At 38.7% G+C, this 13,958-nt stretch carries 6 protein-coding genes; 2 read left to right on the plus strand and 4 right to left on the minus strand.

Annotated features, from left to right (window positions below):
* Positions 1-14: 14 nt before the first annotated feature.
* Positions 15-2,114, plus strand: a complete 2,100-nt coding sequence (gene recG / locus OM074_RS07980; RefSeq protein WP_301198934.1) for an ATP-dependent DNA helicase RecG — start codon at positions 15-17, stop codon at positions 2,112-2,114.
* 313 nt (positions 2,115-2,427) lie between these two features.
* Positions 2,428-4,902 (plus strand): glycoside hydrolase family 95 protein, encoded by a 2,475-nt coding sequence (locus OM074_RS07985; RefSeq protein WP_301198935.1) that lies wholly within the window; start codon positions 2,428-2,430, stop codon positions 4,900-4,902.
* A 392-nt stretch (positions 4,903-5,294) separates the two neighbouring features.
* On the opposite strand, the gene OM074_RS07990 is transcribed toward OM074_RS07985, so the two are convergent.
* From OM074_RS07990 to OM074_RS08005, 4 genes are all read right to left on the minus strand, one after another.
* Positions 5,295-9,047: a pectinesterase family protein gene (locus OM074_RS07990; RefSeq protein ID WP_301198936.1), complete on the minus strand. Its 3,753-nt coding sequence runs from the start codon at positions 9,045-9,047 to the stop codon at positions 5,295-5,297.
* Between the two features lie 327 nt (positions 9,048-9,374).
* Positions 9,375-11,048 (minus strand): glycoside hydrolase family 28 protein, encoded by a 1,674-nt coding sequence (locus OM074_RS07995; protein ID WP_301198937.1) that lies wholly within the window; start codon positions 11,046-11,048, stop codon positions 9,375-9,377.
* A gap of 8 nt (positions 11,049-11,056) precedes the next feature.
* Positions 11,057-12,700, minus strand: a complete 1,644-nt coding sequence (locus tag OM074_RS08000; protein WP_301198938.1) for a glycoside hydrolase family 43 protein — start codon at positions 12,698-12,700, stop codon at positions 11,057-11,059.
* 31 nt (positions 12,701-12,731) lie between these two features.
* The gene (locus OM074_RS08005) at positions 12,732-13,943 is read right to left on the minus strand and encodes a glycoside hydrolase family 88/105 protein (RefSeq protein WP_301198939.1); all 1,212 of its coding nucleotides are present in this window, start codon (positions 13,941-13,943) and stop codon (positions 12,732-12,734) included.
* Positions 13,944-13,958: the final 15 nt, after the last annotated feature.

Genomic DNA, 13,958 nt, shown 5'->3' on the forward strand with positions numbered 1-13,958 from the left:
GATTTTTTTGAAGTATGTCGGAATTAGCAACAAGGGATATAACATATTTACCCGGGGTTGGCCCCAAAAAGGCAGACCTGCTGCGTAATGAATTAAAAATTCAATCGTATGAGGATTTGCTATACCACTTCCCATACAAATATATCGACAGGAGCAGAACCTACAAAATCAGGGAAATAAGCACTACCTCATCCCATATTCAGCTTAGGGGCAAAGTAGTAGGACTAAACACCGTTGGCTCAGGAAAATCGCAACGTCTGGTTGCAAAGTTTGCAGATGACTCAGGTGTTATTGAGCTGGTATGGTTTAAATTCTTAAAGCAAATCAAATCCAGTCTCGACCCCAATGTTGAATACGTTATTTTTGGGAAACCCAGCAAATTCAACAGTTCATACAACATTGTACACCCTGAAATGGAAAAGGTAGATCCCGCAAAACCAAAGATTGTATCCGGGTTACAGGCTTTTTACCACACTACCGAAAAAATGAAAAACAATTACCTGAGTTCAAAGGGGATTCAGAAAATGCAACAAAATATCTTTTTGTCGTTTCAGGGGTTGATTTCAGAAACACTGCCTGCCTATATTATCCAGCAATATAAGCTGATGATATTAGATCATGCGCTAAGGACAGTACACTTTCCAAAAAACAGCCAGGAATTACAACAAGCACAGTTCCGATTAAAGTTTGAGGAGCTCTTTTATATTCAACTGAACATCTTACGCCTGAAAAATCAGAGATCCAGAAACATAAAAGGCCATATTTTTTCAACTGTAGGGGATTTTTTCAATCACTTTTTTTACAATAACCTCCCTTTTGAATTAACCGGAGCCCAAAAAAGGGTGATACGGGAAATAAGAAATGATGTGGGCACAGGAAGACAATTGAACAGGCTATTGCAGGGTGATGTGGGCAGCGGAAAAACCATGGTGGCTTTAATGGTAATGCTCATTGCTTTAGACAATAGCTATCAGGCCTGTTTGATGGCTCCTACCGAAATACTGGCTACCCAGCATTTTGAATCCATAACCCAGATGCTGAACGGGATGGATCTAAACGTTCGCCTGCTTACCGGATCAACCAGAAAGAAACAACGCGATATCATCCATTCCGAACTACAATCAGGTGAATTGCAGATTTTAATAGGTACCCATGCTTTACTTGAAGATGTGGTGCAGTTTAACAACCTGGGTATGGTAATTATTGATGAACAACACAGGTTCGGGGTGGCTCAAAGAGCTAAACTCTGGAAGAAAAACGATATACCTCCCCATGTTTTGGTCATGACTGCAACACCAATCCCCAGAACTTTGGCCATGACGGTATACGGAGATTTGGATGTGTCGGTAATTGATGAACTCCCTCCGGGACGAAAACCCATCGAAACCAAACACTATTTTCATAACCGTCGGAATAATCTGAATAAATTTATTAAAACCGAAATAGTAAAAGGCCGTCAAGTATATGTGGTATATCCCTTGATTGAAGAATCGGAAAAGATGGACTTTAAAAACCTGGCAGAAGGTTTTGAATACATGCAAACAGCATTCCCTGAATACAAAACCACTATGGTGCATGGAAAAATGAAACCTGCAGAAAAAGATGCTGCCATGCAGGAATTTGCCAGAGGTGAGGCTCAGATACTGGTAGCTACTACTGTAATTGAAGTTGGCGTTAATGTGCCCAATGCATCCGTGATGATTATTGAAAGTGCTGAACGCTTTGGGCTTTCGCAACTCCACCAGCTGCGTGGTCGTGTTGGCCGGGGAGCCGAACAAAGCTACTGCATATTAATGACCGGCCACAAATTAGGCGAAGACACCCGGAAACGCATGAACATTATGGTGGATTCAAATGATGGTTTTGAAATTGCCGAAGCCGATATGAAACTCCGTGGACCTGGTGATTTGGAAGGAACCCAGCAAAGCGGCTTGCCATTTGAGCTTAAAATTGCCAACATTACCAGGGACTCCCAATTATTGCAACATGCCCGCAATGTGGCCAATGCCATACTTGAAAAGGATCCCAACCTTGAACAACCGGAAAACCAGATACTCAACCGCCAGCTCACAAAACTTGCCCGTCAGAAGATGAACTGGAGCATGATTAGTTAGTGTTGGCAAGAAAAGTTCGGGAAACGTTCGGGTAGCGTTCGGGTTTGTTCGGGTGGTGTTCGGATAGGCATCGGCTATGGTACCCGAACACAGCCCAAAGACATATGCAAAATTATCCAAAATCGCACCAAGCTTGCTTTGTAACTATTACGGACAATTCTTTCCTAAAACTCTCCCTGTAGCAAGTGTTTTTTAAAATGACCCCCTTGCTTTTTCGATTTAACCCATTTATGGAAATGAACTTTCTTTAATTTTATCATGTGTTTCAATAATATATATGATAGTGTGGTTAACGCATTGAAATTTTAAAAAGATGAAGAATCTAATTTATTTTATGGGACTTATCATCACCCTGATGTCTTGTTCAAAAGATGATAGTAAAAAAGTGAATCTGCTGAAATTATGGTATTCAAAACCCGCAACTGCATGGGAAGAAGCCTTGCCCCTTGGCAATGGACGATTAGGGGCAATGGTTTTTGGAACCGTTGAAAAAGAACACCTGCAATTAAATGAAGAAACTGTATGGGCCGGAGAACCCGGAAATAACCTACCCAAAGGGTTCAGGGATGTTTTACCCCGGGTTAGAGAACTTATCTTTGCGGGAAGGTATAAGGAAGCTGAGGAATTAACAATGACAGTAACTCCCCGACATGCCCCGGAGTGGAATAACTATGGCATGCCATACCAAACTGTAGGAGATTTATTCATTGAATTTCCGCATCAACAAAATTACAGCAATTATTATAGAGAGTTGGATATAAGCAATGCTATAAGCAAAACTTCGTACCAAGTAGATGGGACAACATTTAATCGTGAATATTTTATTTCTGCGCCGGAACAGGTTATGGTTGTTCGCTTAACCGCTAGTAAAAAAGGGCAAATTTCCTGTACCCTCAAAATGGATTCCCCACATTCTAAACATAAAGTATCTACTTTAAATAAGCAATTGATTTTAACAGGAAATGGAGAAAATGTAAAGAACAAAAAAGGGAAAATTCGTTTTTACACTTCTGTAAAACCTGTTCTTTCCGGTGGTGAACTGATACAGGGTGAAGACCACTTAAATATCAAAAATGCTGACACTGTTACGGTTTTTTTATCTATTGGTACAAATTTTAAAAACTACAAGGATATTAGTGGCGATGAAACAAAAGTATCTGAAGGGTATTTAGCTAATGCTATTAATGAGCCATACGGAGCGCTAAAAAGCAACCATATTAAGGATTACAAACAATACTTTGATAGAGTGGAACTTGATCTTGGAATAACCGACTCCATAAAAAAACCGATAGATCAGCGAATTGTAGATTTCAACAAAGGCTATGATCCTCAATTGGTTTCACTTTACTTTCAGTTTGGGCGTTATTTATTAATATCATCTTCCCGTCCGGGTACACAACCTGCCAATCTCCAAGGCATCTGGAACCACAAGAACAATCCTCCCTGGGATAGTAAATATACTGTAAACATTAACACTGAAATGAATTACTGGCCAGCGGAAGTGACTAATTTATCAGAGATGCACCAACCCCTGTTTTCAATGTTAAAGGATTTGTCAGTCACGGGACAGGAAACAGCGAAAGAAATGTATGGCGCCAGGGGCTGGGCAATGCATCATAATACGGACATATGGCGAATTACCGGACCTGTAGATGGTGCTTTTTATGGTATGTGGCCAATGGGAGGAGCTTGGTTAACCCAGCACTTGTGGTATCATTATTTATATTCAGGTGACAAATCATTTTTAAAGGAAATTTACCCAATATTAAAAGGAGCGGCATTGTATTATGCAGATGTTTTACAGCAAGAACCTGAAAATGGATGGATGGTAGTGTCCCCCTGTATGTCACCGGAAAACAAACATCCGCACCAAACCTCAATGGCTGCAGGAAATACAATGGATAACCAGTTAGTTTTTGATGTTTTTTCGAATTTGATGGCAGCTTCTGATATATTAGATACAGATAAGGATTTTGCCAGGGAAGTAAAAGCACTATTTGATAAATTACCCCCCATGCAGATTGGAAAGCATAGCCAGTTGCAAGAGTGGCTTCAGGATTGGGACCGCACTGACGATCATCACCGCCATGTATCTCATTTATACGGATTGTTTCCTGGAAGCCAAATTTCACCATTCTCCAACCCTGAATTATTCCAGTCAGCAAAAAATTCCCTGATATACCGGGGCGACAAATCTACGGGATGGTCAATGGGATGGAAAGTAAATTTGTGGGCCAGGTTGCTGGATGGAAACAGGGCTTTCAAACTCATAAAAGATCAGCTATCACCTGCTCCAATTGAAAAAAAAGGGGAGCATGGAGGTACTTACCCTAATTTGTTTGATGCCCACCCCCCATTCCAAATTGATGGAAATTTTGGATGCACTTCCGGTATTGCTGAGATGTTGCTACAATCATACGATGGCGATATTTATTTACTTCCGGCACTACCTGACGAATGGGAAAAAGGCTCTGTAAAGGGATTAAAAACTATAGGAGGTTTTACTATTGATATGATTTGGGACGATTGGCAGGTGAAACAGCTTGTTGTACATTCCTCTGTTGGCGGAAATTGCAGACTCAGAATAATAAATAATTTAGAGGGAACTGTAGCTCTAAATAAAGTAAAGGATGAAATGGACAATCCTAATCCTTTGTTTTCAAAAACAAGAATAAAGACCCCGATTATAAGCAAAAAAGCCTCTTTTCAATCGTTAGAATTACCTCACACTAATTTGGTTGAATTTGATACTGAAAAAGGCCAGAACTATGTATTTAGGGCGTTATAAAACTCAGTATCAATCTTTTAAACTTTAAGACCGACATTATAGGTCAGAATGTTATTCTAATAATATATAATGCCAATATTTTTAAAAAAACAGCCCCGATATTTAGAGGTAAAGCCAGATCATTAAAGGCTTACCTCTGATGTCGGGCTTCTTTTTTAAACAAAACACATACTACCTCAATATCAGCCAGAGTAAAATCATCTTTCCTTTTATCCAATTCACCTCCATCAAACAACAAAAAAGGTTATCAAAGAAATAACACTCTTTGATAACCTTTAGCAAACAAATACTATAAACTTACTTTAAAAAAACTATTATTATAAACCCTCAATATGGATACCTAAGAGCAGATCCATTAAGCTTCATCAAATAGTTATGCCGAAATTCAAATACTAAAATAACGCTTTACATACCTTATTATTAACCTTGACAATATATAAACCGTGTAAATCAAGCTGCTTAGTATAGCTTGAATTATTTGTCCTATCCAAATAAATCAAATTGCCACATAAAGAATAAACAGCTATAACTGATTCTCCTTTTAAATTATCAATATGAAGCACTGAATCATAAATACTGACAAACACCTGAGCCTCATCAGAATCACTTACCGACAGACTCACATCGTTACTAACTTCTTCTGATAGCTCACTCAAGCTACCATATTCATTTGCTGCACACACACTGTATGTATAACTCACCCCTGGTTCTGCATCAAGATCGGTATAAGAAGGTTCTGTTGTAAATCCAATAACCTCTTCATTACGATAAACTACATAACAAATAGCATAATCCGACAAATTCCAATCTAAATCATTATTATTTACCGACAATCCAGTAGGTTTTTCTACCGGTTCAAAATACATTCTGGGATTCCAGTTATCACTACCACACAAAACATTATCATAGGTATAGTTAGCTGCTTCTTCCTGAGATAATACAGCCTGTAAACCGGAAACTGTTTCGCCACCTTCTCCTTCACTTTCGGTATAAGTAGTTTTTCTATTCGACAAATCAATGGCGTTTCCTTCTGAATCCAAACTATTATACTCTGCAAATAATTTAGGTATCACTCCCATATTAGTCCAACCTTCAACAGCTGGTAAAATATTCATCTTTGTATTAAGATATACTGCAATTGGTTCATTATGCCAGGGACGCCCTAATTTCAAATTTCCGTCTGCTGCTGCTTCATTTCCATCAATAGTACAGCTATTAAAAACATATCCATATTTAGTTCCATTGTTATGAGCTGGTGCCACAATTACTGATCCACTGCGTACATTATACAAAGTACATTCATCTATAAACACATCCCCTGAACCGTATATATAATCTACAGCACCCTCAATATAACAATTGTAGGCGTAATGTCTATCATTTAAACCATTGGTTGTATACCAAGTATCCTGGAAAGATTTAAAATTACAATTATTAAAAGTAAATCTATCATTATTGGATCGCATAGCCAAAGCCATTGGTCCATTCTGGTAATCAACACCATAATCATTAACAAATGATATATTTTCAGCATAAAAGTCGCCTGCAGAAACAACTACAACTGCACAATCACTCATTCCCCAAAGTTCTTTTCTGAAATCCCAACCACTATCCGTTTCACTTGCACTACAGCATATTGCAAAAGAAATAATGGTATTTTCTTTATCCTGACCTATTAAATACATATATGGTTTATCCTCAGGAATGCGAACTAATTCATTGTATGTTCCTTTTTTAATAAATATCAGCCAAGGAGATGTTTGGTTTGAAGGAGCTGCATCAATGGCCTCCTGAACCGTGATATAATCCCCGCTTCCATCTTTTGCCACAACTGCGTCATACAGCCTGGCAATTGGCTGTGGCCGGTTCATAGTACTAAAAGATAAAGTAAGGCCACTAAAGGAGTTACCCGATTTATCTGTCAATGCCCCATCCGGTACCGTAAAAGTATATTCTGTGTCATACTCAAGTTTGGTATAGCTGAATGTTACCGTTTTTGAGCCAAAACTTGGGGAAAGAACCGTTGAGCCAAGTGTACAGTTACCTGCACCAGCCATCACCGGCTCATCAAAAGTCAGCACAATGGAACCATTGGCCGAAGCATTGGTGGCTCCCTCTGTAGGTACTGTCGATATTAGTGTGGGTGCTGTTTGGTCGTTTACAACAACTTGATCTGCAAACACAAAAACATTTGTAATAGCAGTTCCGTCAACATCTGTAGCGTTCCCTATTTCGGCACTTGATGTGTCGGCAATCCATCTCACGTACACCTTTGCCTGTCCCTCTGCATCTTCAGGTAGCGTAACATTTAAATCAGCCCATGACGCCCCCCAAACTGCTGAAAGGTCTGCATTTCCCAATTGGGTAAAGTTTGTCCCGTCTAACGAATATTGAATGGTCATTACCGAGTATCCGTGGTACGATCCAGAAAGCATAGAGTTAACCTGTATGTTTTCATATCCCACGGTGGAGAACGAGGCTTGATAGGCCCGTGGCGTTGCAAATTCAGATGTAGATGCCCAAAACTGAGCACATGCATAACCTGGCGAGAATGAACTGGAAGTGCGGGCCAGCCAGCCGGTTGTAGATCCATCATTTTTCACAACTGAAAACATACCTGTATTGTCCGTTGCAGAAAAATAATCAGCAGACCTGTCACTTGTTGGGTCTTTTTCGGAAAAATCCCATCCCACAATAAATGGGACTTCATCAAAATTTGCTATATAAGCTTTGTCCTCATTTACTAATACAGTGCGAATCAAATCAGTAGTGTTATCTTCCCAGTTTAAAAAGTTGGCTACAACATTTGGCTCTGCAGTCACCGTAACAATTGTTCCTGCCTCATACCTACCTCCCGTAGGTTCAGGGCTTAATGAAACTTTTCCCCAATCACAACCATTAACCTCTACATTAAACGCATAGGTTGTTTTTGCATTAAAGACAGCTTTTACACTTACATCTCCATTAATTGTGAAAATGTATGGATTTTCAGAAGATAATACAGCTCCAGTATTACCATCCTGCCACTCAACAAACTCATATCCAAAATTATTGGTTGCCGTTAATGTAACCTCATCCCCTTCATTATATGTACCTGACGTTGGTGCAACCTCCCCTGCTGCTTCTTCCGATAAAGAAACAGTCAGCTCTGCTGCAGCTGTCAACTGTTTTAACCAACGAGGATCCCCAATGATACCGCCGGTTGTACTTGCAGTAGCTATAGGCGATGAAGACAATATTGTAAAATCTCCTGCATCAGCATTTGCAAAACCTATTTCGGTCAAACCTAATGTTTCAAGGGAATTATCAGTAATAGAAGATGATGTGGCACTTGTTATATTATAACTCCCGTAATTAACCACAAGGTTGTTTTCGGCAGATAGGTTACCCCCGGTAGCAACAATTATATTGGGTAATGTAGTCGCTCCTGGTTCTGCAATAATATTATCGGTAAAGATATAATTTGAATTTGAGCTATAAAGATTGCGAACATTACATATAGCACGGCTATTATCCTTACCCCACTTAAATACTGTATTATTAGTAAATGTAAAAGTGAAATCATTACTGCTGTCTGTGGTTTGTGGATAGAAGAAACTTTCTCCGTTTAAGTAGTTATATAGTGTGGTATTAGTAACGCTTATAGAATTAACAATATGCTTTGTATAAATAAAGTTCCAACCATTATTGCCACAATCTTTTATTATACATTGATCAAATGTTATAGCGCCTATACTAAAACCTTCATTCCCGGTCCTTAAAAAACAACGGTTTACATTTTGAATCGTCACATTAGTAAATGCAAGTTCTGTAATATCCCCAATATTACCACTCATAAAATAATCTGATCCCCGGTCAATAGTAACCCCCTCAAACCTTAATCCACAGTTTGTAAGTGCATCGCCCATTGAAATCTGTTGGGTTATTGTTACATCGCCATCACCTGCGGCTTTTAGCGTTAAAACCTTATCGCTTTGAAAATTTATTCCTGAAGAATATGTGCCCGCTTCTAAAAGCAGGACATCGCCATCCATTGCATTTCCCATTGCTGCCTCTATTGTGGCAGGACTAACATTTATGGATGCCGCATAACTTTGGATTACTGCAAGCATTAATCCCCAAAATAAAATGTAAACTTTTTTCATAAATAAATCATTTAGTTGAATAAAAACTTTTGTTTTCACACCAAATGTAAATCGCAAAAATTGGCGATAGGTATTTCATTTTACAATTACAATAGGGCTATATTGCAACTAACTATATACATGAACATTAACCAACATAAAACACCATTAACAAGTTTAAAACATTGCGATTTTGCACCCCAATTATGACTTATAATTGCATAGAAATGCTTGTATATATATTTTAAGGATTTGCTTGTATATAAAAAAAAAGAGCAGCTCAACAGAACTACTCTTTACAAACTATAACAAATACTATAAACTTACTTTTTATGTAAGTGCAGAATATTACTTAAACTGCACGTTATTTTCAGGAGTACCAATAACCTTCACATACTTTTGGGGATTAGATACATTTTTGAAGTCAAAATACACCTTACCTGTTGACTCACCTTTAACAACAATGCTATGCTGATCAATGTCAGCCACCTCGCTATTATTAAACTTTATACTTTCACTATTCTGAACAATAATGGATTCAGGCTTTTTTACATCGAGGCTTAAGCCCTCTATTTCTATTCCTTTTGCATACCTTAGTAAAACACCTTCGTTCGACACTATTTTACTGTTTTTAATTTTAATATTCTGAACCGGCATTTCAGGAATCCCATTGATTGTGATTGCCTTTTCAACATCATAACATTCAATATCCTCAAAAACAAAATTTCTAAAACAAGGAGTTTCTTCCGTAACCGGTTCTGTGGTGACTCCTATAATATTTCCGTTTTCATCTTCTTTAATTTTTCCACCATAATACAGGTTAAAACGAATTGCATCCGAGGGTATGTTCGTCATGCGGACACCTTTTACATAAATATTTTCAACAACACCTCCCCTGCCTCGTGTACTCTTAAAGCGCAGACCGCAATCAGTTCCCAGGAAAGTACAATTTTCAACATACATATTTTTCACTCCTCCAGACATTTCGCTGCCAATAACAAAACCTCCGTGCCCATGATAAACAACACAATTACGTACAATAATATACTCGGTAGGAACACCGATATCACGACCTTGCTTATCTTTTCCTGATTTTATACAAATAGCATCGTCACCCACATCAAAAGTACAGTTCTCCACAATCCCATATTTACATGATTCTAAATCTATTCCATCACCATTTTGAGCAAACCAGGGATTACGTACATTAATATTCCTGACCGTAATATTTTTACACTGCAAGGGATGGATATTCCACGACGGGGAGTTTTGAAAAGTAGGACCATCCAACAATACATTTTCACATTGAGTCAGGTTTATCAATTGAGGCCTGAAAAAATCTTTATAGGGTTGAAGAGCATCTACATTGTCATAATCCACTTTTCCCGAGCGCACTAATTGCTCCCCGTTGTAATAAGATTCTGAGGGGTACCATGTTTTTTCGTTATAAACAAAACCCCCTCCGGCAACAACTTCTTTCCATTGCCCTTCAGTTAGCTTACCTTTTTTTATTTGTCTCCAGGCACCTCCTGCTCCATCAATAACACCCTTTCCGGTAATGGCAATATTCTTTAGGCTTTTACCTGACACCGGGTTTTGGCATCTGGGATTTTTTTTCCCTTCATAAAAATTATCCAAAAGCGGATATAGATTTCGGTCGCCACTAAACTGCAACAAAGCACCATCTTCCACATGAAGATTAACATTATCTTTTAACACTATTGGACCTGTTAACCAAACGCCCTTTGGTATCAATACAACTCCACCATTGTTTTTTGAGCATAAATCTATGGCATCGTTAATCACTTCTGTGTTCAAAAACTTCCCATTTGAAACAGCCCCATAGTTTACAATATTAAAAGTGTCTGCCTTAAATACCGGAACGATTACCTCAGGCATTTCAAAAGGTAAATCCATTGCTAAGGCTTTCTGTTCCGACTTTTTTACATCAGCACACGAAATGCATCCTACCAGGCTAATCATTATTAAAAGCCTGTATATATTATCTGATAACTTCTTCATTTTCTATATTATTTTGTCACTCTAAACCAATCCACATCAATCCAACCACTATCTTTATGATAATTATGCCTGTTTACAAACACCCCCATCTTAGCACCAATCCACTGACCTTCACGCGCCTTAAAAGGCTGTCCTATATCTGTAAACTTTTTACCGTTAAAACTATAGCTAAACTGACAGTCGTTTTCGCCCTGCATCGTAACTCTTAAATAAACAGGCTTATTGTTTTTAATGGTTACTTTTTCGTTTATGATCTCCGCTTTGCCTTTATCGGCACCCTTACAAAATCCCTGAGACAGAACAATTCCATCTTTAGTATCCTCTATAGCCACAACACCATAATCACGTCCCATAATTACAAACCCGGCACGTTCCCCATCATTCTCTGGATTTGGATGAAATGTCATTTTAACTGTAGCAGTAAATTCAGGTGCAGGAATCTTTTGTAGAAATAAATTCGGAACGTCCCATAAGCTCTTATAGTCTTCAGGAGTTAAAACCGAATAAAGTCTCATGTTACCATTAGTGGCATCATTAAAAATCCAGAATGGAGAGCTGTTGCCATGCCATTGCCATTGGTATCCGGTTTTAGTATCGTTAAACTCATCGCTTTCAGCAGGTGTCATTATTGAATATGTTTTACCTACGTTTGGTTTTTTGTAGGTAAGAACAGGATCTCCACAACCATCTTTATCTTTATCAATACCCATTACCGGCCATCCATTTTTCCATGTCATGGGTTGTAAGTGTACAATACGGCCAACAGCACCAACATCCTGAAAGTGAATAAACCAATCTTCGCCTGATGGTGTATCTACCCAACCACCCTGGTGCGGACCGTTAATCGCGGTTTTACCCTGGGCTAATACAATTTTGTCTTCGTAAGGACCGTAAACATTTTTAGATCGCATTACAATTTGCCATCCTGTTGGCACGCCTCCTCCCGGGGCAAAGATGTAGTAATAACCATCTTTTTTATAAAATTTAGGTCCTTCAATAGTTGGATGTTTTCCATGCCCGTCAAAAACTATAACACTCTCGGTTATGGCTTTTGTAGCTTCCTTATTTAACTCACAAACCGATAATACACTTTTAAAAGAAGCCCGGCTTCCTGCTACACCATGAACAAGGTAAACACGACCATCTTCGTCCCATAAAGGACATGCATCAATTAAACCTTTCCCTTCTTTCACTAAAGTTAGAGAAGACCAGGGGCCGGCAGGATCTTTTGCCTTTGTCATGTAAATACCATAATCAGGATCTCCATAAAAAATATAGAATTCATTGTTATGGTAGCGAATTGAGGGAGCCCAAACGCCATTGCCATGCTGAGGTTTTGAAAACACGTCAGCAGGGGGTAAACCATTAGGAATTGCGGCACCAATCAGTTCCCAGTTCACCAAATCTTTAGAGTGTAAGATCTGTAATCCTGGAATACAATTAAAACTTGACGAGGTCATGTAATAATCATCGCCAGCCCTGCAAACATCCGGATCAGAGTAATCTGTATACAAAATCGGATTTTTATAGGTACCATCGCCCTGATCGGCTACCCATACTTCAGAAACATAATTTGATTTTTCCTGAGCTAACACATTAGCTACTCCCACAAATATCATCAACGACAATAGTGATAATACTCTTGATTTCATTTTTAAATTCATATGTTTAATTTTTCTTTCATTACTCTTCCACTTTCCAATCAGGATTATTCTCTACCAATAAGCAGGTCATAATCAACGGCCCGATAGCCTTTCCATCATTTGACCTGATTTTTTCTTTTATGTAATATTCATAAGAACCATCTCTCACCGGATTATCAGCAGGCCCTAATCCTGCTCCTGCACAACAATCGGTTATTTCCAGGTTTCCATTTTGATCTACCTGTACAAGATTTTTAAAAATACCCTGATAGGCTTTTTTTGCAAAAACCAGATATCTGTCGCTTAACAATCCGTTTTGAATCCCCTTAAACATGCCATAGGCAAACATACATGATGCTGTGGCTTCCTGATAGTTCCCCTCTCTGTCCGGACAATCCATCACCTGCCACCACAAGCCGTGATCCTCCTGTTGAAACTGTATGATTGCATCTGTCAGGTCCTGAAACATTAAAACCAACTCGCTATAATCGCCATGACTCTTAGGGATGTAATCCAATACATCCACCAAAGCCATATAAAGCCAGCCTACGCCCCTTCCCCAAAAATTTTCAGACAACCCTGTATCCGAATCTGCCCAATACACTTTCTTAGACGCATCCCAACCATGATAATAAAGTCCTGTTGGTCCATCCTTTAAATATTTTTTTACCAGCAACAATTGGCTTGTTATATCATTAAAATCCAAAGAATCTCCATACATGGTTGCATATTGGGCGTAAAAAGGAAGCCCCATATAAAGACCATCTAACCACATTTGATTGGTGTAAACCTTTTTGTGCCAGAAACCTCCCTCCTCAATTCGGGGCTGATCAGTTACCTGGTCCCTAAGTATTTGTATTGCACCACGATATCGCTCGTCGTTTGTTTTAGCATAGAGGGGAAAAAGAATTTTGCCTGAGTTAATATCATCCAGCTTAAAGCTTTCTTTTTTGTAACCTGAGATATTCCCTGTGGAATCAATTAAAACATCAGCATAAGTATCTTTTACATACTTATAATATTTAGGGTCGCCATTTTGCTCAGATACTTTAACAAGTGCCTGACAAACCAACCCCTCAACATATCCCCAACGAGGTTTACTCCGGAAATCCGTCATCCATGCCTTGGGGTTATTCTGCATAACAGCTTCTGCCAGTTGAACAGAATAACTTATTGGGCTCTTGTCTTTCTTTTTACCCGATTCACACTGTACAAATAATAAAATCAAACAGCTTGCGATTATACGTATCATATATCAAATTTTGTT

This window comes from Plebeiibacterium marinum (assembly GCF_026013615.1).
Taxonomy (GTDB): Bacteria; Bacteroidota; Bacteroidia; order Bacteroidales; family Marinilabiliaceae; genus Saccharicrinis; species Saccharicrinis marinus_A.

Excerpts from the sequence above, each read along its gene's own strand:
- OM074_RS08005 (WP_301198939.1), bottom strand. The coding sequence starts at position 13,943 with ATGATACGTATAATCGCAAGCTGTTTGATTTTATTATTTGTACAGTGT.
- OM074_RS07995 (WP_301198937.1), bottom strand. The coding sequence starts at position 11,048 with ATGAAGAAGTTATCAGATAATATATACAGGCTTTTAATAATGATTAGC.
- recG (WP_301198934.1), top strand. The coding sequence starts at position 15 with ATGTCGGAATTAGCAACAAGGGATATAACATATTTACCCGGGGTTGGC.
- OM074_RS07990 (WP_301198936.1), bottom strand. The coding sequence starts at position 9,047 with ATGAAAAAAGTTTACATTTTATTTTGGGGATTAATGCTTGCAGTAATC.
- OM074_RS07985 (WP_301198935.1), top strand. The coding sequence starts at position 2,428 with ATGAAGAATCTAATTTATTTTATGGGACTTATCATCACCCTGATGTCT.
- OM074_RS08000 (WP_301198938.1), bottom strand. The coding sequence starts at position 12,700 with ATGAAATCAAGAGTATTATCACTATTGTCGTTGATGATATTTGTGGGA.